At 66.7% G+C, this 19272-nt stretch carries 21 protein-coding genes; 9 read left to right on the top strand and 12 right to left on the bottom strand.

The window, feature by feature from the left end; translation table 11 throughout:
• Positions 1-9: 9 nt before the first annotated feature.
• Both QP457_RS19955 and QP457_RS19950 read left to right on the top strand, forming a co-directional pair.
• Positions 10-612 carry a thioredoxin family protein gene (locus QP457_RS19955; RefSeq protein ID WP_205405224.1) on the top strand — a complete coding sequence of 201 codons (603 nt, stop codon included), beginning with the start codon at positions 10-12 and terminating at the stop codon, positions 610-612.
• 170 nt (positions 613-782) lie between these two features.
• Complete coding sequence (locus tag QP457_RS19950) at positions 783-1922, top strand: hypothetical protein (protein ID WP_205405223.1); 1140 nt, start codon at positions 783-785, stop codon at positions 1920-1922.
• Between the two features lie 41 nt (positions 1923-1963).
• Here QP457_RS19950 and QP457_RS19945 read toward each other — a convergent pair whose 3' ends face one another.
• From QP457_RS19945 to QP457_RS19935, 3 genes are all read right to left on the bottom strand, one after another.
• The gene (locus QP457_RS19945) at positions 1964-3025 is read right to left on the bottom strand and encodes a PDDEXK nuclease domain-containing protein (protein ID WP_180165204.1); all 1062 of its coding nucleotides are present in this window, start codon (positions 3023-3025) and stop codon (positions 1964-1966) included.
• 19 nt (positions 3026-3044) lie between these two features.
• Positions 3045-3272, bottom strand: a complete 228-nt coding sequence (locus QP457_RS19940) for a hypothetical protein (protein ID WP_205405222.1) — start codon at positions 3270-3272, stop codon at positions 3045-3047.
• 539 nt (positions 3273-3811) lie between these two features.
• Complete coding sequence (locus QP457_RS19935) at positions 3812-4306, bottom strand: MarR family winged helix-turn-helix transcriptional regulator (protein ID WP_050815698.1); 495 nt, start codon at positions 4304-4306, stop codon at positions 3812-3814.
• Positions 4307-4435: 129 nt separating this feature from the next.
• Here QP457_RS19935 and hppD point away from each other — a divergent pair, with 129 nt between their 5' ends.
• Both hppD and hmgA read left to right on the top strand, forming a co-directional pair.
• The gene (gene hppD, locus QP457_RS19930) at positions 4436-5548 is read left to right on the top strand and encodes a 4-hydroxyphenylpyruvate dioxygenase (RefSeq protein ID WP_205405221.1); all 1113 of its coding nucleotides are present in this window, start codon (positions 4436-4438) and stop codon (positions 5546-5548) included.
• 103 nt (positions 5549-5651) lie between these two features.
• Positions 5652-6950, top strand: a complete 1299-nt coding sequence (hmgA, locus tag QP457_RS19925; RefSeq protein ID WP_205405220.1) for a homogentisate 1,2-dioxygenase — start codon at positions 5652-5654, stop codon at positions 6948-6950.
• A gap of 118 nt (positions 6951-7068) precedes the next feature.
• Here hmgA and QP457_RS19920 read toward each other — a convergent pair whose 3' ends face one another.
• Complete coding sequence (locus QP457_RS19920) at positions 7069-7605, bottom strand: hypothetical protein (RefSeq protein WP_180165208.1); 537 nt, start codon at positions 7603-7605, stop codon at positions 7069-7071.
• 124 nt (positions 7606-7729) lie between these two features.
• On the opposite strand from QP457_RS19920, the gene QP457_RS19915 reads away from it, so the two are divergent.
• Both QP457_RS19915 and QP457_RS19910 read left to right on the top strand, forming a co-directional pair.
• Positions 7730-8374 (top strand): hypothetical protein, encoded by a 645-nt coding sequence (locus QP457_RS19915; RefSeq protein WP_205405219.1) that lies wholly within the window; start codon positions 7730-7732, stop codon positions 8372-8374.
• A gap of 73 nt (positions 8375-8447) precedes the next feature.
• A complete protein-coding gene (locus tag QP457_RS19910) occupies positions 8448-9407 on the top strand; it encodes a sodium:calcium antiporter (protein ID WP_205405218.1) in 960 nt (319 codons plus the stop codon).
• Between the two features lie 108 nt (positions 9408-9515).
• Here QP457_RS19910 and QP457_RS19905 read toward each other — a convergent pair whose 3' ends face one another.
• The 8 genes from QP457_RS19905 to QP457_RS19870 form a co-directional block, all read right to left on the bottom strand.
• A complete protein-coding gene (locus QP457_RS19905) occupies positions 9516-9902 on the bottom strand; it encodes a Na+/H+ antiporter subunit G (protein ID WP_205405217.1) in 387 nt (128 codons plus the stop codon).
• On the bottom strand, positions 9899-10183 hold the full coding sequence (locus tag QP457_RS19900; RefSeq protein WP_025874598.1) for a K+/H+ antiporter subunit F: 285 nt from the start codon (positions 10181-10183) through the stop codon (positions 9899-9901). Before QP457_RS19900 ends, QP457_RS19905 begins: the two co-directional genes overlap by 4 nt.
• On the bottom strand, positions 10180-10686 hold the full coding sequence (locus QP457_RS19895; RefSeq protein ID WP_089237392.1) for a Na+/H+ antiporter subunit E: 507 nt from the start codon (positions 10684-10686) through the stop codon (positions 10180-10182). Before QP457_RS19895 ends, QP457_RS19900 begins: the two co-directional genes overlap by 4 nt.
• Positions 10683-12218 carry a monovalent cation/H+ antiporter subunit D gene (locus tag QP457_RS19890; protein WP_089237390.1) on the bottom strand — a complete coding sequence of 512 codons (1536 nt, stop codon included), beginning with the start codon at positions 12216-12218 and terminating at the stop codon, positions 10683-10685. The genes QP457_RS19895 and QP457_RS19890 overlap by 4 nt, the downstream gene beginning before the upstream one ends.
• Positions 12215-12592: a Na+/H+ antiporter subunit C gene (locus QP457_RS19885; RefSeq protein WP_025874601.1), complete on the bottom strand. Its 378-nt coding sequence runs from the start codon at positions 12590-12592 to the stop codon at positions 12215-12217. The genes QP457_RS19890 and QP457_RS19885 overlap by 4 nt, the downstream gene beginning before the upstream one ends.
• Positions 12592-15420: a monovalent cation/H+ antiporter subunit A gene (locus tag QP457_RS19880; RefSeq protein WP_205405216.1), complete on the bottom strand. Its 2829-nt coding sequence runs from the start codon at positions 15418-15420 to the stop codon at positions 12592-12594. The genes QP457_RS19885 and QP457_RS19880 overlap by 1 nt, the downstream gene beginning before the upstream one ends.
• Positions 15421-15752: 332 nt before the next feature.
• On the bottom strand, positions 15753-16238 hold the full coding sequence (locus tag QP457_RS19875; RefSeq protein WP_205405215.1) for an Mpo1-like protein: 486 nt from the start codon (positions 16236-16238) through the stop codon (positions 15753-15755).
• A 138-nt stretch (positions 16239-16376) separates the two neighbouring features.
• Positions 16377-17303, bottom strand: coding sequence for a phosphoribosylaminoimidazolesuccinocarboxamide synthase (locus QP457_RS19870; RefSeq protein WP_049467558.1), 927 nt, complete (start codon positions 17301-17303; stop codon positions 16377-16379).
• A 141-nt stretch (positions 17304-17444) separates the two neighbouring features.
• Here QP457_RS19870 and QP457_RS19865 point away from each other — a divergent pair, with 141 nt between their 5' ends.
• The 3 genes from QP457_RS19865 to QP457_RS19855 are packed head-to-tail and all read left to right on the top strand — an operon-like array spanning position 17445 to position 19004.
• Complete coding sequence (locus QP457_RS19865; protein ID WP_025874605.1) at positions 17445-17774, top strand: DnaJ domain-containing protein; 330 nt, start codon at positions 17445-17447, stop codon at positions 17772-17774.
• Positions 17775-17831: 57 nt separating this feature from the next.
• Positions 17832-18509 (top strand): ribulose-phosphate 3-epimerase, encoded by a 678-nt coding sequence (gene rpe / locus QP457_RS19860; protein ID WP_180165218.1) that lies wholly within the window; start codon positions 17832-17834, stop codon positions 18507-18509.
• 12 nt (positions 18510-18521) lie between these two features.
• On the top strand, positions 18522-19004 hold the full coding sequence (locus tag QP457_RS19855) for a GNAT family N-acetyltransferase (RefSeq protein WP_089238150.1): 483 nt from the start codon (positions 18522-18524) through the stop codon (positions 19002-19004).
• Positions 19005-19272: the final 268 nt, after the last annotated feature.

The following is a 19272-nucleotide window of genomic DNA, read 5'->3' as shown; positions in this document are numbered from 1 at the left end:
GTAGTGGGCATGCGTACAACGTTCGGTGGTGCAGTGGTGGCAGTGGTGTGTGCGGCGCTGATCGGCGCCTGTTCGCAGCCTCAACCTCCCGCGGCCCCCGAACCCACGCAGCCCCTCGATACCCGCCCCACCGAGCCACCGGTCGCTGACCCCAGCGAACCGGTGGCCTCGGGCAACACTCCGGCGGCGGCTGATATCGCCGCCATCGCCGGGCTTGGCGCGCAGTTCGACCCGGCCCGCGACCCCGTTGCCGACCTGGAAACGGCCAAGGTCGAAGCCCAGCGCGGCAGCAAGCGGATCATCCTGGAAGTGGGCAACGCCGCCTGCGAGCCCTGCCATGCGCTGGATGAAGCCGTGGAAGGCAATGGCGATCTGCGCCGCTTCCGTGATGCCCACTACGTGTGGGTCAAGGTCAACGACAGCGCCGAGAACCCGAACGCGGCCTTCCTGGGCCAGTTCCCGCCGCTGCAAGGCGAACACCCGCACCTGCTGGTGATCGATGCCGACGGCACCCTGCTGGCGCCACAGCCCAGCGAAGCGATGCACAAGGGCAAGACCGTGCAGACCGCACGCGTGATGGCGTTCCTCAAGCAGTGGGCGCCTGACCGGTAGCACCGGGCCTGCCCGGCAGCCTCTCCGCTGCCCGGCCATCCACGCATGGCGTGGATCTACTGCGCGCGCCGTCACACTCTCCGACTCCACATCTCAACTTCAGCGTGCGCACGCCGTTACCGGCAAGGACTTCAGTCGACGACCCGTCGATGCAACCTACCGGAACGCCCATGCACAGCGATCACGCCGAACGTCTGCACGAACCTGCCACTGAACTGGCCGAAGGCGGAGCAGGCGATGGCGTGAGCCTGCCACCGCAGGAAGCCCTGCTGGATGACACCGGCACCGGCGCAGCAACGCTTGAACTCGCACCGCCACGGCATCGGTTGCCGCAGATCGCCTTGCCCGACAACGTGGTGCTGAAGGGCGCGGTGCAGAAGCTGGTGGAACAGAAGGCGCGGCTGGATCGACTGGCCGCCGAAGGGCAATTGGCCGGTCTGCTGCCGCCGGAATGGCACGGCAACGGCGTGCGCGCGATCGACCTGTCCAGTTTCGTGCAGGGCGTGTTGCCGTTCCTGCAGCCCGCCGAGCGTGGTGAGACCGCACCGGCCCGCCTGCCGGTGCGCCACGTGCTGGGCGATGACAGCCGCTGGGGCCTGGTCGATGTACCCGAACCGAAGTCACTGGCCTGGTACCTGGCCAGCGATGACCGCGCCAACGCGGGCAGCAAGGATGTTGCCGAGGCCTATCTGGTCGGCGCACTGGGGCTGGCCTGGATGCAGGAAGGGCGCAGCCGCCCCGGCTTCCTGCGTGCGATGGACCAGGACAGCCTGGCGGCGCGGGTGACCATGCTGGGCTACCCGCCACCGGGCGAGCTGGCGCTGTACAGCGTGACCGCGCACGGCCAGCCGCAGCTCTGGTGCGTGCATGGCCGGCGCAGGTTGCGCCCGTTGGTTGCGCCGTGGCTGAGCGTGCCCCTGCTGACCGCCTATGGCGTGCCCGCACCGGTGGCATGGCCGGGCAGCTTCCCGCCCGTCGAGGCCGTGGCCGAGGCGATTGCCGCCGCCCGTCCGGGCAAGCTGCTGCCGGAAGTGGATCTGGGCAGAGTGGTCGCGAAGATCGCCGAAGACGCCGCGTCCGAGGCGTGGCAGCCGGTCAGCCTGCTGCAGCTGAACACCTGGTCGCCGCGCTGGCCGTTCTTCCTTGGGACGTTTGTTGGCCTGCCATCGCTGCTGCTGGTCACCGCTGCGCTGGCACTGCCGGGGGCGGTTGAAGCGGCCACGGTTGCCGCCTCGCTGGGCTTTGCCGGCGGTGCCATCGGCGCGCTGGCGGTGCCGTGGATCCATGCGCGGCGCAAGCATCTGAGCTGAGTGCGTGGGCCATCCGCGCGTGATGTGGATCTGTTGACCCCCTAACGGTCGATCTCTGCAGCAGTGAACTCCATGCGCTGCCGTGCACGCTCCGTGGCGGCCTGCAGCCGTTGCTTGAGGACTTCCCGGGAGGGAAGGGATGTCAGGTACTCCGCCACATGGATGCCTGAGCGGTCCAGTTCCAGCAACTCGATCTGGCCTGCCTTCTTGCCTGTGCAAAGGATGATGCCCAGCGGCGCCTCCTCACCTTCCTCTCGCTCATACCGATCCAGCCAACGCAGATAGAGCTCCATCTGGCCCTTGTACGCAGGCTTGAAGTCACCGATCTTCAATTCGACGGCCACCAGCCTGCGCAGGCGGCGGTTATAGAACAACAGGTCGAGATGGAAGTCATCGTCGTCGATCTGGATGCGTTTCTGGCGGGCGACGAAACTGAAGCCTGCCCCGAGTTCAAGCAGGAATCCCTGCATCTCACGCAGGATGGCGCCTTCCAGCTCCTGCTCGTCCCAGCATTCCTTCAGCCCGAGAAAATCCAGTACGTACGGGTCGCGCAGGACCAGGCCCGGGGAGAGCTGCTGGTTCCTGCGCAACGCCGACAGCTCATTGGCAATGGTCTGCTCGGGTTGGCTGGAAAGTGCCGTACGTTCGTACAGCATCGAGTCGATGCGCTGGCGCAACATGCGGACGCTCCAGCCTTCCGTGCTGGCCATCTGGGCGTAGAAGTCGCGCTTGAGCGGATCAGACAGCGGGATCAGCGCGATGAAATGGGTCCAGCTCAATTGTCGTAGCAGTGATACGACAATCTGCTCGTCGGCAAATGCGATGGAGAACTGCACCATCCTGCGCAGGCTCTTTTCACCGAACGAACCGCCGAACTCGGCAGACAGTATCCTGGCGATGCGCTTGAACAGGACCTCTCCATAGCGTGCCCGGCGTCCACCCATCTGATCGACATGGATGCGACGTCCTATGCGCCAGTACAGCAGCGTCAGTTCGGCATTGACGGTCCTCACCATCCCGGCGCGGGCCGTGGATATCAGTGCCCGGATATCAGCCAGCAGATCGTGGGTATGCGGCAGGGTGAGGGGCGGTGTGTCATCCATGAGGTGCCTTCCAGCAGGGTCAGGGTTCAGCAATCACCCGCAGCGCACTGGCATAGCCCTTGGCGAGACTGGTCAGGTCGAGCAGCCGGTGCAACGACAGCAGCAGGCCCGGCTGGCAGGCCTTCAGGCGCTGATGTTCGAACCACGCCTGGGTGACCGTTTCCAACGTGGCCAACGCCTCATCGATGCGTTGCAGGTCGGCTTCGCGGTCGATGGGCTCGGTGGTGGGGTGATTGGGGCGTGTCATGGCGAAGCTCCGGGGAGAGGCTGCCGGAAAGGCGGCAGGCGATGCGTGGTTGAAAGACCGTGATCCGAAGGAAGAACGGCGGCCATGCGGCCCCACGCACCGCCCGCCAAAGCAGGGCAGCGCGAGTCGCCGCCGCCCGCGATGGGCGGCGACGGGTGCGGCGTGGTTTCCTTCGGATCATCGGGCTTTCAACCCCGGCAGCGGTGCTCCGCTGCGCGCCTACCCTCGGGCCGATGGGACCGGCAGTCCAATAGGCAATGCCATTCGATGCGCGAATTTCGATACAACCGCTCTGTCGGCCAGGACTCTACCGGCCCGATGCCGAAACATCAGGTGGTAAACGCGACAAGTCGAGTCGAACCCGGCCGAAAGACCGTTCGTCGGCGGGCCATGAACCCCGCGCGTTGCACGTCATCAATGGCCTGCGCCTGACCCCTCACAGCGCAGCCCGCGACATCATCCACGCTTGGCGTGGGTCCATGTGTCGACCAAGGTCGACACCTACCAAGAGCGGCGGGGTGGGCGCCGCCCCGAAGGGGTCAGACCCCTTCGCCCATCCGCTCCAGGCCATCGCCGGCCAGGCGCAGGATCAGCTTCTCCAGCACCTGCTCCTCTTCTTCGCTCAGCACCGACATCAGCTTGCGGGTGATCTCGATCACCATCGGCGCGATCGTCTCGTACACCTCGAACCCCGCCGCCGACAGCGCCAGCACCGAACGACGCCGGTCATCGCCATGCGTCTCACGCTTGATGAAACCGCGCTCCAGCAGCCGGGCCACCGCGCGGCTGACCGCCACCTTGTCCATCGCCGTGCGGTCGGAGACCTCGCTGGCCGACGAGCCGGGATACAGCGCCAGGATGGTGATTACCCGCCACTCCGGGATGGCCAGGCCATAACGGTCGCCGTACAGCTTGGCGATGTTGCCGCTGACCCGGTTGGACAGCACGCTCAGCCGGTACGGCAGGAACTGTTCCAGGTCGAGCAGGACGTGGGAGGCACGCAGGCGGGTGGAAGCGGGATCGGCGGGGCTCATGTTGCGGTGCACCTTGCTGGTGGTTTCAAGTGTAACTATAAGTGTTGGGTCCGTACCCTGCATTCTCGCCGGGTCCAACCCCGCCCGCACCTGGTTTGTGCCGATGCGGCACCGATTCGGAGCCACGCCATGAATACCGCAGTCCCGTCCGCCTCGCATCCCAACCCCGGCATGCAGGTCACCACCTTCGAAAATCCGATGGGCATCGACGGCTTCGAGTTCGTCGAATTCGCCGCACCGGCCGGCCGTGGCGCCGAGCTGCACGAGTACTTCCGCAAGATGGGCTTCAGCGCGGTGCTCAAGCACAAGCAGCGTCCGATTACCGTCTATCGCCAGGGCGACGTCAACTTCCTGGTCAATGAAGACCCCGATTCGTTCGCTGCCGACTTCGCCGAGAAGCACGGCCCGTGCGCCTGCGGCTTCGCCATCCGCTTCAAGAAGCCGGGTGCGGAGGTCTACCAGACCGCGCTGGGCAATGGCGCTGAAGCCATCGCCTTCAAGCCGGAGAGCAAGGCGGTCAACGCCCCGGTCATCAAGGGCATCGGCGACTGCATGCTGTACCTGGTGGATCGCTACGGCGATGCTGGCAGCATCTTCGATGGCGACTACGAGCTGGTCGCCGGCGCCGAGCTGCGCCCGAAGGGCTTCGGCCTGACCTTCATCGACCACCTGACCCACAACCTGTACTTCGGCAACATGCAGCAGTGGTCGGACTACTACGAGCGCCTGTTCAACTTCCGCGAGATCCGTTACTTCGACATCAAGGGCCTGAAGACCGGTCTGGTGTCCAAGGCGATGACCGCGCCGGACGGCATCGTGCGCATTCCGCTGAACGAGTCGTCAGATCCGAAGAGCCAGATCAACGAGTACCTGGACGCGTACAAGGGCGAGGGCATCCAGCACATCGCCTGCTTCACCGAGAACATCTACGAGACCGTTGAAGCAATGCGCGCGCAGGGCGTGGATTTCCTCGACACGCCGGAGACCTACTTTGACGTGATCGACCAGCGCGTGCCGAACCACGGTGAGGACGTCGCCCGCCTGGCGAAGAACAAGATCCTGATCGACGCCGACCCGGAAACCCATCAGCGCAAGCTGCTGCAGATCTTCACCCAGAACTGCATCGGCCCGATCTTCTTCGAGATCATCCAGCGCAAGGGCAACGAAGGCTTCGGCGAAGGCAACTTCACCGCGCTGTTCGAGAGCATCGAGCGCGACCAGATCCGTCGCGGCGTGCTGTAAGGTCTTCGGTAGCGCCGGGCCAGTCCCGGCGCCTGCCCATCTGTAGAGCCGAGCCATGCTCGGCTGCTTTCCGTTCCGGTCCCGCCGTACCCAGGAGCCCCCCATGTCCAGCGCCATCACCGCCCGCGGCTACCAGTCCGGTTTCGGCAACGAGTTCGCCAGCGAGGCCGTGCCCGGTGCACTGCCGGTCGGCCAGAATTCGCCGCAGAAGGTGGCCCATGGCCTGTACGCCGAGCAGCTGACCGGCACCGCCTTCACCGCACCGCGCGGCAGCAACCGCCGCAGCTGGCTGTACCGGATCCGCCCGGCGGTGACCCATGGCAAGTTCACTCCGTTCGCGCAATCGCAGTTGCAGGGCGATTTCGGTGCGCAGCCCGCTTCGCCGAACCAGCTGCGCTGGAGCCCGCTGCCGCTGCCTGAGCTGCCGACCGATTTCGTCGAAGGCCTGTACACGATGGGCGGCAACGGTTCGCCTGATGCGCATGCCGGTGTTGGTATCCATCTGTACGCCGCCAACCGTGACATGGTTGGCCGCTACTTCTACGACGCCGACGGCGAACTGCTGATCGTGCCGCAGCTGGGCAGCCTGCGCCTGCTGACCGAGCTGGGCGTGATCGAAATCGAACCGCAGCAGATCGCGGTGATTCCACGTGGTGTGCGCTTCCGTGTCGAGCTGCCTGATGGTCCGAGCCGTGGCTACATCTGCGAGAACTACGGCGCGCTGCTGAAACTGCCCGACCTGGGCCCGATCGGCTCCAACGGCCTGGCCAATCCGCGCGACTTCGAAACCCCGCATGCAGCGTTCGAAGACATCGACGGTGATTTCGAGCTGATCGCCAAGTTCGACGGCCGCCTGTGGCGTGCGCCGATCGATCATTCGCCGCTGGACGTGGTCGCCTGGCACGGCAACTACGCACCGTACCGCTACGACCTGCGCCGCTTCAACACCATCGGCTCGATCAGCCACGACCACCCGGATCCGTCGATCTTCCTGGTGCTGCACTCGCCCAGCGACACCGCGGGCACCAGCAACATGGATTTCGCGATCTTCCCGCCGCGCTGGCTGGTGGCGCAGAACACGTTCCGCCCGCCGTGGTTCCACCGCAACATCGCCAGCGAGTTCATGGGCTTGGTGCATGGTGCCTACGACGCCAAGGCCGAAGGCTTCGTTCCGGGCGGTGCGTCGTTGCACAACTGCATGAGTGGCCACGGTCCGGATGCGCCGACCTTCGACAAGGCCTCCAGTGCCGATCTGTCCAAGCCGGACGTGATCAAGGACACCATGGCCTTCATGTTCGAGACCCGTGGGGTGATCCGCCCGACCGCGCAGGCGCTGGCCGCGGGCCACCGCCAGGGCGATTACCAGCAGTGCTGGAACGGCCTGCGCAACAATTTCCGTTGATCGTCCGCATCCACGCATGGCGTGGATCTACCGGGAAGCGCGAGATCGCACTTGGCGTGGATCCATCGGCGTTCGTGATGCAGTAGATCCACGCCATGCGTGGATGCTGTTCGCCGGATCAGGCGATGGCCGCGAACGCGCCGCAATGCTCCACCGGCAGCGCCTCCATCAGCCGCTGCCGCACGCGCTGGCAGTAGCCTTCCGAGGTCAGCGCCGGCAGCACCTGCAGCGCCGATTGCATCACCCGCAGGACCTCGCCTTCCGCGCGCGCCTGCTGCAGGTCGCGGAACAACGCCGCTGCGTTGGGATGCCGCTGCATCTCCAGGATTCCCAGCACATAGATGCGCGCGGCGACCAGCGAGCGGCGTCGCTCCACTGGCGCGGCGGACGCTGCGGCGGCTGACGGCGCCAGAGTGGCAGCAGCCACACTCGGCGCAGGTTGCGTGGAAACGGCGGCGTCCGCGCCGGTCACCAGATATCCGGCCTGGATCAGCTGGATCACCATCGCTGCCGCGTCCTGCCCCAGCAGTGCGGTCAGCTCGGCGATGCTGCGCTGGCCATCGCACAGGATCAGCAGCCGTCGCTGGCGCATGTCCAGCGGCGCGCGGTGGGCCTGCAGCGCGGTTCGGGCGAGGTCGGTCTTGCGCGGTTGCATGGGGAGGACAGCCAAGTCGGTGCTTGCCCAGCCTGAATGAGGGCGATGAAACCGCGATGACAATGCAGCGCCTGCACGCGCGCTGGGGTAGCGTGCACCCACCCTGTGCCAAGGATCCGCACCGATGAAGCACCTCCCGATCGCCGGCCTGCTGTTGTTGTCGCTGGCCGCCTGCAACCGTAGTCCCGAAACTGCCGCGGCGGACGCACCTGCCGCCGCCGCCACACCGGCGAAGGATGCCTCCGTCCCCGCCGACGCCGATCTGGCCACCGCTTCGCCGGTGGACCCGCGCCGCGACAGCCCGGCACGCCTGGATGGCTTCGGCGGTGCCACGCTGGGCGCCGGCATCGCCGAGGTCCGCAGTGGTTTCGGCACGCCGTTGCAGGGCCTGGGTACCGATGCCGCCGGCAAGCCGCTGCCTGCCGACGATGCCAATGAAGGCTGCTACTTCCTGCGCCCGCAGGACGCCGAAGACCCGCGCCTGATGTTCGAGGCGCGCAAGCTGGTCCGCTACGACGTACGCAGCCCGTCCATCGTCGCCCCCGGTGGCGGCCGCGTCGGCATGACTCTCGGCGAGCTGCAGGTGCTCTATCCCGAGCGCGCCGACGTTGGCCCGGACAAGTACGACGACAAGGCCCAGCACCTGCGCGTGCGCCCGGCGCAGGAGGGCGCGGCGATCATCGATTTCGCCCTCGGCGCTGACGGCAAGGTCGGCGCCTGGCGGGTCGGCAGGACCCCGCAGGTGGACTACGCCGAAGGCTGCGGCTGATCCACCCTTCTCGGCTCACCCGCAGCGGGTGGGCCGAGCGTAGAATCGCGCCACGACCGCTGGGGAGTGCTCGATGATCGCCATTGCCATTGCCTGGTTCCTGCTCGGCCTGCTGTTGCTGGCCCTGGGCGGGGACTCCATCGTCAAAGCCGTTTCCGGCCTGGCGCAGCGCTTCGGTGCCAGCGCATTCACCGCCGGCCTGCTGTTGCTGGGCATCACTACTTCGCTGCCGGAGCTGGCGGTCAACGCCCGCGCACTGGTGATGGGCCAGCCGGAGCTGGCCTTGGGCAACGCCGTCGGCAGCAGCGTGGTCAACCTTGGCCTGACCCTGGCAATGGCTGCCATTGCCGCGCCGCTGTTGTTGCGTGCCCGCCTGCAGACGGTGCTGTGGTGGGCGTTGCTGGCCGCGGGCCTGCTGCTGATCGTGTTCGGGCTCGATGGCCGCCTGCTGCGCTGGGAGGCTGGCGTGCTGGTGGCCGGGTTCGTGGTGGTGCAGTTCCTGCTGCTGCGACGCGGGCGCCATGAGAGCGCCGAGGTACAGGCGATCATCGCCGAGTCGGCACTGAGCCGCACCAGCCTGCCGTTGAACGTGCTGCGCGTGTTGATTGCCGCCGTGGCGCTGTATTGGGGCGCGCGCCTGGTGGTCGGTGCTGCCGCTGATTTGGGTGCTGTGCTGGGCTGGACGCCGCTGCTGGTCGGTCTGTTGCCGGTGGCGATCGGCACCGCGTTGCCGGAGGTGGCAGCCGCCGTCGCGGCGGCGCGCCGTGGTCACGGCGACATGGTGCTGGGCCACGTGCTCGGTTCCAGCGTGGTCAACCTGATGCTGGTGATCGGTGCGATGGGGCTGCTGCAGCCGCTGGCGCTGCCGGCTTCGTTCGTGCGCCTGGAACTGCCGGCGCTTCTGGCGTTCGCCCTGGTGCTGTACCCGATGCTGCGCGGCGACCTGCGCATCAGCCGCATCGAAGGTGCGGTGCTGCTGGGCGCGTTCGTGGCCTGGCTGGGATTGGAAATCGCGCTGGTCAGCGCGGCCTGAGGTAGTGCCGGCCGCTGGCCGGCAACCTCGGCGAACTCGCAGCCAGGCATGGCCTGGCTCTACTGGCGTTGATCCGGGGTAGTGCCGACCAACGGTCGGCACCCACCGTCAACGCGCGGTGGTTTCCTCTTCCCGCTCCGGTTCCGGCGGCGGCAGCTGTTCTTCTTCCGCACGCTCGTTGCCCGGCAGGCTGGGGCGCGTTTCCATCAGCAGCGACAACGCCGCCTTGGCCATCAGGTGCGCGCTGATCGGTGCGGTGATGAACAGGAACACGGTGATCAGCAGCTCGCGCGGCTGCGGGTCCTGGCCCAGGAAGATGTGGTAACACACCGAGCACACCAGCACGCAGCCCACGCCCAGCGTGCTGGCCTTGGTCGGTGCGTGCAGGCGCTTGAAGAAGGTGGACAGCTTCACCAGCCCCAGCGCGCCGACCAGGATGAAGAAGCAGCCGAACAGCAGCAGGATCGACAGCGCGATCTGGATGAAGGTGATCATTCGACGATGTCCCGGCGCAGCACGAACTTGCTCAGCACCACCGTGCTGCCGAAGCCGAGCATGGCGATGATCAGCGCCGCCTCGAAGTAGATCGCCGAATTGAGGTACATGCCGAACAGCATCAGTTCGGCGATGGCAGTCACCGACAGCGTATCCAGTGCCAGGATGCGGTCGGGCACGGTCGGCCCGCGCAGCAGGCGCCAGGTGGCCAGCAGCATGGCCAGGCCGACCACGTGCATGCATACCACCAGGGTGGTCTGGATGATCTGGAATCCAGTCATGGGAAGATCTCCATCAATGGGGCTTCATAACGGCGCTTGATCGTGTCGATCAGGTCCTGCGGGTCTTCCAGGTGCAGCACGTGCACCAGCAGGAACTTGCGGTCGTCGCTGAGCGCGGCCGACACCGTGCCGGGAGTCAGCGTGATCATGCTGGTCAGCGCGGCGATGCCGTGGATGTTGGCGATGTCCAGCGGCAGCCAGATGAAACCGGGGTGGATGTTCTTTTCCGGGCCCAGCACCTGGATGGCCACGCGGATGTTGGACATCAGGATGTCCCACAGGGTCACGAACAACAGCTTCGGCAGCGGCCGCAGGGTGCCGATGCGGGCGAACTCGCGGTCCAGGCGCGCAGCGAACAGCGGAATCACCACGCCCAGCAGCAGGCCCAGCAGGAACTGGCCGAGCGTGAAGCTGTCGGACATCAGCAGCCAGAACACCACCACCATCACGCTCAGCGCGGGCGAGGGCAGCAGGCGGCGGATCGGGGAACGCTTGGCGGTCATGGCTGGCGGATCTCCGGCGTGGTCGCGCGCAACTGCTGCACGTAGTCGCCCGGCTGCAGCAGCTGGGTGGCGATGGCGTCGGTGTGCTGCATCAGCGGCGCAGCGAACAGCGTCATGCCGATGCCGTAGGCCAGCAGGATGCAGGCGGCAAACAGCTCGACACGGCGCAGCGGTGCCTTGCGCGGTGGCGGTGCATCGGGATCAGGCAACGGCACGCGCCAGAACAGGCGGATGCCACCGCGGGTCAGGCCCATGATGACCAGCAGGCTGCTGACCAGCACTGCCGTCCACACCGCGCCGGTGTACTGCGCGGGCATACCGGCCAACAGCGCGGCCTTGGCCAGGAAGCCTGACAGTGGCGGCAGACCGGCCACCGACACCGCCGCAATCAGGAACAGCACGGCGGGCGTCTCCTTGCCGGGCATCGGCGCGATCACTTCCTTGCGGTCGCTGGCGCCGCCACGGCGGCGTCGGATCAGGTCGGCGACCAGGAACAGTGCGGCGGCGACGAAGCTGCTGTGCGGCAGATAGTACAGGCCGGCAGACAGCACCTTCGGTGTGCCGACAGAGAAGGCGATGAACAGCGTCGCTGCCGAGACGATCACCAGATACGAAATCAGCACGCGCAGGCGCGCTGCGGCCAATGCGCCCAGGCCGCCCAGCACCAGCGTCGCTACGCCGGCCCACAGCAGCCAGTCGCGGCCGTAGCCGGCCATCGCACCCGCATCCTCGCCGAACCACAGCATCTGGATGCGCAGCACGGCATACAGGCCCACCTTGGTCATGATCGCGAACAGCGCCGCTACCGCCGCCGGTGCACGCGCATACGATTCGGGCAGCCACAGGTACAGCGGCATCAGCGCGGCCTTGGCACAGAACACCAGCAGCAACAGGCCCATCGTCGCCTTCACCAGGGTCAGCTGCGCCGGCGGCACCTCGGCAATGCGCTGCGACAGCTCGGCCATGTTCAAGGACCCCAGCGAGGCGTACAGCAGGCCCAGTGCGATCAGGAACAGGGTCGAGGCGGTGACGTTGAACACCACGTAGTGCAGGCCGATGCGCATGCGCAGGCCGCGGCCGCCACTGAGCAGCAGGCCGTAGGAGGCGATCAGCATCACCTCGAAGAACACGAACAGGTTGAAGATGTCGCCGGTCAGGAAGGCGCCGTTGAGGCCCACCAGCTGGAACTGGAACAGCGCATGGAAGTGCGGTGCGCGCCGGTCCCACCCCGAACACGCATGCAGCAGGCAGGGAATGGCCAGCAGCAGGGTGGTCAGCAGCATCCATGCGGACAGCTGGTCGGCGACCAGCGCGATGCCCAGCCGCGACGGCCAGTCGCCCAGCAGGTACACGCGGATGTCGCCACCGGCGGTGTCGGCGAACAACAGGCCGACCACCACCGCCAGCGCGCCCAGCGAGGTCCACGCCACGGCACGCTGTACCTTCGGCCCATAGCGGCGGTGTTCAACGAACAGCGACAGCGCAGCGCCGAGCAGCGGAACCAGGATCGGCAGGATCACCAGATGATTCATGCGCGGTCCTCGCCACGGCGCGGCGGTGCATCGTCGTCCGGCTCGTGTGCGTCCACATGGTCACTGTGGTTGTCGCTGCGGCTGCGCATGGCCAGCACGATGCTGACGGCGGTCATCGCAAAGGCGATCACGATCGCGGTCAATACCAGCGCCTGCGGCAGCGGATCGGTGTAGTTGCCGAGGTGGCTCTCCACGCCTTCCTGCAGCACCGGCGCCTTGCCCTGCACCACGCGGCCACCGGCGAAGATCAGCAGGTTGGTGGCGTAGGACAGGAAGGTCATTCCGAGGATCACATCGAAGCTGCGCGCGCGCAGCAGCAGGTAGATGCCGATGGCGGTCAGCACGCCGATCGCAGAGGCCAGGGCCAGTTCCATCAGTGCATCTCCCCCGTTCGTGCCGAGCGGCGTTGCAGGTCGATCTCGCCCTTGCGCGCGGTGCGCGTCCGCGAGGGTTTGACGGTGGCCATCATCGACAGCATCAGCATCGCGCCACCGAACACCACCAGGTACACGCCGATATCAAAACCAATCGCGCTGGCCAGCGGTACATCACCGATCAACGGCAGGTGCAGGTCCAGGTGGCCACTGGTCAGGAACGGCACGCCGAACAGCATCGAGGCGCCACCACTGAGGATGGCGATCAGCAGGCCGGTACCGATGCAGCGGATGTAGTCGAAGCCGAAGCGCGATTCCACCGACGCGGTGCCCTGGATCACGTACTGGATCAGCAGTGGCACCGCCAGCACCAGGCCGGCGATGAAGCCCCCGCCCGGCGCGTTGTGGCCGCGCAGGAACAGGAAGATGGAGACCGTCAGGGTCAGCGGGAACATGATCTGGGCCAGATCGGCCGGCACCGGCAGCTTGATCGGCGGGCCGGGCATGATCTGCTCCGGCGCCATCCGCGTACGCCGCAGCAGCGCATGCACGACCAGTGCGGCAATGCCGAACACGGTGATCTCACCGAAGGTATCGAAACCGCGGAAGTCGACCAGGATCACGTTGACCACGTTCTGGCCGTACGCCTCGGGCAGTGCGCGGGCAAGCAGTTCGCCGGCCATGGTGTTCGGCGGCAGCGTCATCGCGCTGTAGGCCAGCGCGCCGAGGCCGGCACCGGCCACGATCGCGATCAGCGCATCACGGCGCTTGCGCCAGCGCGGCCGCTCCGGGCCCGACTGTGCGGGCAGGTAGTTCATGCCCAGCAGCATCAGCACCAAGGTCACCATCTCCACCAGCAGCTGGGTCAGTGCCAGGTCCGGTGCGGACAGGAACACGAAGGTCAGCGCCACCATCAGGCCGACACCGCCGACCAGCAGCACCGCCAGCAGGCGCTGCTTGTACATGCGCAGCGTCGCCACCGCGCAGGACATCATCACCAGCCACAGTGCCCAGCCCAGCAGCGGGATGGGCTGCGGTCTGGTCCATTCCGGCGAGGCCGGGTTGGCGATGTAGGGCGCAGCGGCGACCACGATCGCCACCAGCACCAAGCCCAGCAGCATGCGCTGCAGGCTGCCGTTGGCGATGCCGGCGGTCAACCGCTGCGCACCGGCCGACAGCAGGTCCAGCTGGTGGTGGAAGACGTTGCGCCCCGGCGTGGTGTTGGTTACCCCATGCAGGTCGATCAGCTTGCGCAGGCCGAAGTAGAGGGCCACGCCACCGACCACGCCCGCGGCGCTCATCGCCAGCGGCAGGTTGAAGCCATGCCAGATCGACAGGTTGTACTCGGGCATCGCGCTGCCGAGGATCGAGGCCGCCGCCGCGTGCAGTACCGGCGCCACCGTCAGTGCCGGGGCGATACCCACCGCCACGCAGATCACCACCAGGATCTCCACCGGCACCTTCATCCAGCGCGGCGGCTCGTGTGGCACACGGTCCAGGCCATGCGGGCCCTTGCCGAAGAAGGTGTCGTGCACGAAGCGCAGGCTGTAGGCCACGCCGAACACACCGGCCAGCAGCGCGGCGATCGACACCGCCGTGCGCATGGTGTCGGTGCCACCGGCCGAGAGCGCTTCGGCGAACAGCATTTCCTTGGACAGGAAGCCATTGAGCAGCGGGATGCCGGCCATCGCCAGCGAGGCGATGATCGCCAGCGCGCTGGTGAACGGCATCAGCCTGCGCAGGCCACCGAGCTTGCGCATGTCACGGGTACCGGTCTCGTGGTCGATGATGCCGGCGGCCATGAACAGCGACGCCTTGAAGGTCGCGTGGTTGAGGATGTGGAACACGCCGGCGACCACCGCCATCGGCGTGGACAGGCCGAACAGCAGGGTGATCAGGCCCAGGTGCGAGATCGTCGAATAGGCCAGCAAGCCTTTCAGGTCATGCTGGAAGATCGCGTTCCAGGCACCGATCAGCAGGGTGAGCGCACCGATGCCGCTGACCGTGTAGAAGAACAGATCGCTGCCGGCCAATGCCGGATGCAGGCGCGCCAGCAGGAACACGCCGGCCTTCACCATGGTGGCCGAGTGCAGGTAGGCCGACACCGGGGTGGGCGCGGCCATCGCGTGCGGCAGCCAGAAGTGGAACGGGAACTGGGCGCTCTTGGTGAAGATGCCCGCCAGCACCAGGAACAACGCATAGGGGTACAGCGCGCTGGCGCGGATCTGCTCACCGGCGGCCAGCACCACGTCCAGGTCGAAGCTGCCGACGATGCGGCCGATCAGCAGCACGCCGGCCAGCAGGGCCAGGCCGCCGCCGCCGGTGATCACCAGCGCCATCCGCGCGCCCTCGCGGGCGTCCTGGCGATGCGACCAGAAACCGATCAGCAGGAACGAGCTGATGCTGGTCATTTCCCAGAAGATCATCAGCAGCAACAGGTTGCCCGACAGCACCATGCCCAGCATGGCGCCCATGAACAGCAACAGGTAGGTATAGAAGCGGTGCGCGCTGTCCTGCGGGCTCAGGTAGTAGCGCGCATACAGCACCACCAGCGCACCGATGCCCAGCACCAGCCCGGCGAACATCCAGGCCAGACCATCCAGGCGCAGGGTGAAGTCCAGGCCGATCTGCGGCAGCCACGGAACCATCGTCCGCACCACCTGGCCGTCGAGCACCGATGGGGTCAGCCAGGCGAGGATCGCCAGCCCGCCCAACGGCGCCAGCGCCGCCAGCCAGGCAGCAGTCGAGCGCGAACTACGGGGGAAGGCTGCGACAGCCACTGCCATGAGGAACGGCAGGGCCAGCAGCAGGGGCAGGCTGGGGAGCATGCAGGGAATCCATGATTCACGAGCAGGTCAGGGAGCATAACAGGCTGCCAAATGTCGCCGAAACCCATTGAACAGCGATCAATTGCATGTAACGTGCGCTGATTCATTTTTTCTGCGATGCAGCATGCCGCGTGGATGCCCCGTCAGGACCTGGCTGACGGGTCCACCCTACGCCCACGCAGGGAGACCGCAGCCCCTGTCGCACAGGGACCGCCGCCGTCGGGCGGGGCTGGGAGAGGAGGTCACCACGGCAGGCTGGCAGGCGCGCCGTGCAGTGTGGGTGATGGCATCTGCCCGTTCAGGAAACGAAGGCGTCGATGCGGTGACGCCGGTCAGTAGCGCCAGTCGAGCTTGCGATAGGCCTTGGCCATCACCCAGGCCGGGCCGATCAGCAGGTAGGTCAGGTCGGTCAGGAAGCTGGGCTTGCGGCCTTCGAACTTGTGGCCGATGAACTGCGCGATCCAGGCGACGACGAAGACGCCGATCGCCAGCCAGAACAGATTGTGCAGGCCGATTTCCGCTTCCAGCAGCCGGCACAGGCAGCCGAACACGAAGAACTGGATGAGCATGCCGATGCCCAGCGGGCGCGACAGCCTGTTGTAGAAGCACCAGGCGCTGAACATCGCGAACGCCGACCAGATGCCGTACTGGAACCAGGTGATCAGCGGCGGCACGCACCACAGCAGGGCCACCACCGACCACAGGATCGCCGGCACCGCCACCACGTGGATGCGTTGGTTGACCACATTGCGGTGATCGTCGGAGTAGCTGGCGAAGTAGCGGTCGATCGGACGCGCAAGCTGGGTGGTGGTCTGCATGCGGCCAGCATACCCCGGCCGGGGCCGACAGTAGAGCCAGGCCATGCCTGGCTGCAGGTCCGCCGAGGTTGCCGGCCAGCGGCCGGCACCACCGCATTCAGAACGCCCCCAGCCAGGCCGGCCGGGGGCGCAGGGGAATCAGTCGACGCTGATTCCGGCCAGGCGCTGCAGCGCCTCGGCGTACTTGGCGCGGGTGCGCTCGATGATCTCGGCCGGGATGCTCGGGCCCGGGGCGGTCTTGCCCCAGTCCAGCGTCTCCAGGTAGTCACGCACGAACTGCTTGTCGTAGCTCGGCGGGCTGGTGCCCACTTCGTACTCGTCGGCCGGCCAGTAGCGCGAGGAATCCGGCGTCAGCATCTCGTCCATGATGTACAGGCGGCCATCGGCGTCGGTACCAAACTCGAACTTGGTGTCGGCCAGGATGATGCCGTGCTCGCGTGCGTAATCGGCCGCGAACTTGTAGATGCGCAGCGTGGCGTCGCGCACGCGCTCGGCCATCTCCGCACCGACCGTCTTCACCATCGCGTCGAAGTCGATGTTCTCGTCATGGTCACCCACGGCGGCCTTGGTCGAGGGGGTGAAGATCGGCTCGGGCAGCTGCTCGGCCTGGCGCAGGCCGTCGGGCAGGTCGATGCCGCTGACCTTGCCGGTGCGCTGGTAGTCCTTCCAGCCGCTGCCGATCAGGTAACCGCGGGCGATCGCTTCCACCGGTACCGGCTTCAGCTTGCGGGTGACCACCGCGCGCTTGGCGTACAGGGCCGCGTCCACGCCCTCGGGCAGCACGCTGGCCACGTCGATGCCGGTCAGGTGGTTGGGCATCAGGTGCGCGGTCTTGGCGAACCAGAAGTTGGACACCTGGCAGAGCATCTCGCCCTTGCCCGGGATCGGGTCGGGCAGGACCACGTCGAACGCCGACAGGCGATCGGTGGCGACCATCAACAGGTAGTCCCCCGGCGGGGTACCGGCCGGCAGCCGCTCGCGCGGGATATCGAACACATCACGCACCTTGCCGCGGTGGCGCAAGGGCAGGCCGGGGAGATCGGATTGCAACAGCGTGGTTGGCACGGGCACTCCTGGGGCTTCGTCGATACGGCTGCCCAACGGACCCGGCGGGCCCGCTGACCAGCGGGCGGCCTAGTGTAAAGCGGTCCGGGCCCGCTGTGACGTAAAATGAGCGTCCATTTCGTCGGCCGACCCCGGAGCGCCATGCGCTGGTACGGAAAACTGCTCGGTTTCATCGCCGGGGCCCTGTTGTTCCGGCCCAATCCGCTGTTCGGCGCGGTGGTAGGCCTGTTGCTGGGACATGCCTTTGACAGCGACTGGTTCCGCCTGAACAAGGAGAACCCCTACCGCGAGCTGGGGCTGACCTCCGAGGCCACCGATGCCGAGGTCGAGCGCGCCTACCGCAAGCTGATCTCCCAGTACCACCCCGACAAGCTGGGCGGCGCCGCCCCCGAGCTGCAGCAGCAGGCCGAGCAGAAGTCGCGGCGCATCAACGCCGCCTACGACCGCATCAAGACCCTGCGCAAGCGCTGACCCCACAGTCCCGCCTGCGGGCGGGAGACCCCTTTCCCCGTTCCGAAGGCCCCGGCCATGTCCAACTGCCTCATCGCTCCTTCCATCCTCTCGGCCAACTTCGCCCGCCTGGGCGAAGAAGTCGACAACGTCCTGGCCGCTGGCGCCGATTGGGTCCATTTCGACGTGATGGACAACCACTACGTGCCGAACCTGACCATCGGCCCGATGGTCTGCCAGGCGCTGCGCAAGCACGGCGTCACCGCGCCGATCGACGTGCACCTGATGGTCGAACCGGTGGACCGCATCATCCCGGACTTCGCCGAGGCCGGCGCCACCTACATCAGCTTCCACCCGGAGGCCAGCCGCCACGTGCACCGCACCATCCAGCTGATCCGCTCGCTGGGCTGCAAGCCGGGCATCGTGCTGAACCCGGCCACCCCGGTGGATATCCTCGACTGGGTGCTGGACGACCTCGACCTGGTGCTGCTGATGTCGGTCAACCCGGGCTTCGGCGGCCAGGCGTTCATTCCGTCGGCATTGGACAAGCTGCGCGTGGTGCGCAAGAAGATCGACGCCAGCGGCCGTGACATCCGCCTGGAGATCGACGGTGGCGTGAAGGCCGACAACATCGGTGAGATCGCTGCCGCCGGTGCCGACACCTTTGTTGCCGGCTCGGCCATCTTCAACGCCAAGACCAGCTACCAGGACGTGATCGCGCAGATGCGCGCCAACGTCGCTGCGGCACGGGGCTGAGCCATGAGCACGGTGGCCGTGTTGAACATCCGCCCGGCCACCGTCGCCGACGCCGGCCTGATCCTGCGCTTCATCCGCGAACTGGCGATCTACGAGAAGGCCGAGCATTCGGTGCAGACCGATGAAATCGGCATCGCTGAAAGCCTGTTCGGCGCCGACGCCACCGCCCGCGCGCTGATCTGCGAGGCGAACGGCGAAGCCATCGGCTACGCGGTGTATTTCTACAACTATTCCACCTGGCTGGGCCGCAAGGGCATCTACCTCGAAGACCTGTACGTGAGCCCGGAAAAGCGTGGTTCCGGTGCGGGCAAGGCGCTGCTGAAGTACATCGCCCGCCAGGCGGTGGCTGAAGGGTGCGGGCGCTTCGAGTGGTCGGTGCTGGACTGGAACACGCCGGCCATCGACTTCTACACCGCAGCCGGCGCCAAGCCGCAGGACGAGTGGACGGTGTACCGCCTGGAAGGCGAGGCGCTGCACGATTTCGCCAACGGTTGAGGCGGAATGCATCCACGCATGGCGTGGATCTACTGAAGACGGTGCGTGGGCACAGTAGATCCACGCCATGCGTGGATGCGCCTGGCAGGCAAAAAAAAGGCCACGCCAAACACCGGCGTGGCCTTGCTGCATGCGTGGGAGGCTGATCCTGCCTCCATCCGTCGTCCCTGCTATGGCCTTCCATTCTCCGGGCCGCCGATGACACCTGCATGACATCCCGCATTGGCGAGCCCAACCATCTGACCTGAACGGTTGCCAGCGTCTTTCA

The organism is Stenotrophomonas sp. As-7 (genome assembly GCF_030291015.1).
Taxonomy (GTDB): Bacteria; Pseudomonadota; Gammaproteobacteria; order Xanthomonadales; family Xanthomonadaceae; genus Stenotrophomonas; species Stenotrophomonas lactitubi.
Note: the sequence above shows the minus strand (reverse complement) of the source record. Positions and strands in the feature narration are given on the sequence as shown.

Coding starts and splice junctions, on each gene's coding strand:
- QP457_RS19955 (WP_205405224.1), top strand. CDS start 10: ATGCGTACAACGTTCGGTGGTGCAGTGGTGGCAGTGGTGTGTGCGGCG.
- QP457_RS19950 (WP_205405223.1), top strand. CDS start 783: ATGCACAGCGATCACGCCGAACGTCTGCACGAACCTGCCACTGAACTG.
- QP457_RS19945 (WP_180165204.1), bottom strand. CDS start 3,025: ATGGATGACACACCGCCCCTCACCCTGCCGCATACCCACGATCTGCTG.
- QP457_RS19940 (WP_205405222.1), bottom strand. CDS start 3,272: ATGACACGCCCCAATCACCCCACCACCGAGCCCATCGACCGCGAAGCC.
- QP457_RS19935 (WP_050815698.1), bottom strand. CDS start 4,306: ATGAGCCCCGCCGATCCCGCTTCCACCCGCCTGCGTGCCTCCCACGTC.
- hppD (WP_205405221.1), top strand. CDS start 4,436: ATGAATACCGCAGTCCCGTCCGCCTCGCATCCCAACCCCGGCATGCAG.
- hmgA (WP_205405220.1), top strand. CDS start 5,652: ATGTCCAGCGCCATCACCGCCCGCGGCTACCAGTCCGGTTTCGGCAAC.
- QP457_RS19920 (WP_180165208.1), bottom strand. CDS start 7,605: ATGCAACCGCGCAAGACCGACCTCGCCCGAACCGCGCTGCAGGCCCAC.
- QP457_RS19915 (WP_205405219.1), top strand. CDS start 7,730: ATGAAGCACCTCCCGATCGCCGGCCTGCTGTTGTTGTCGCTGGCCGCC.
- QP457_RS19910 (WP_205405218.1), top strand. CDS start 8,448: ATGATCGCCATTGCCATTGCCTGGTTCCTGCTCGGCCTGCTGTTGCTG.
- QP457_RS19905 (WP_205405217.1), bottom strand. CDS start 9,902: ATGATCACCTTCATCCAGATCGCGCTGTCGATCCTGCTGCTGTTCGGC.
- QP457_RS19900 (WP_025874598.1), bottom strand. CDS start 10,183: ATGACTGGATTCCAGATCATCCAGACCACCCTGGTGGTATGCATGCAC.
- QP457_RS19895 (WP_089237392.1), bottom strand. CDS start 10,686: ATGACCGCCAAGCGTTCCCCGATCCGCCGCCTGCTGCCCTCGCCCGCG.
- QP457_RS19890 (WP_089237390.1), bottom strand. CDS start 12,218: ATGAATCATCTGGTGATCCTGCCGATCCTGGTTCCGCTGCTCGGCGCT.
- QP457_RS19885 (WP_025874601.1), bottom strand. CDS start 12,592: ATGGAACTGGCCCTGGCCTCTGCGATCGGCGTGCTGACCGCCATCGGC.
- QP457_RS19880 (WP_205405216.1), bottom strand. CDS start 15,420: ATGCTCCCCAGCCTGCCCCTGCTGCTGGCCCTGCCGTTCCTCATGGCA.
- QP457_RS19875 (WP_205405215.1), bottom strand. CDS start 16,238: ATGCAGACCACCACCCAGCTTGCGCGTCCGATCGACCGCTACTTCGCC.
- QP457_RS19865 (WP_025874605.1), top strand. CDS start 17,445: ATGCGCTGGTACGGAAAACTGCTCGGTTTCATCGCCGGGGCCCTGTTG.
- rpe (WP_180165218.1), top strand. CDS start 17,832: ATGTCCAACTGCCTCATCGCTCCTTCCATCCTCTCGGCCAACTTCGCC.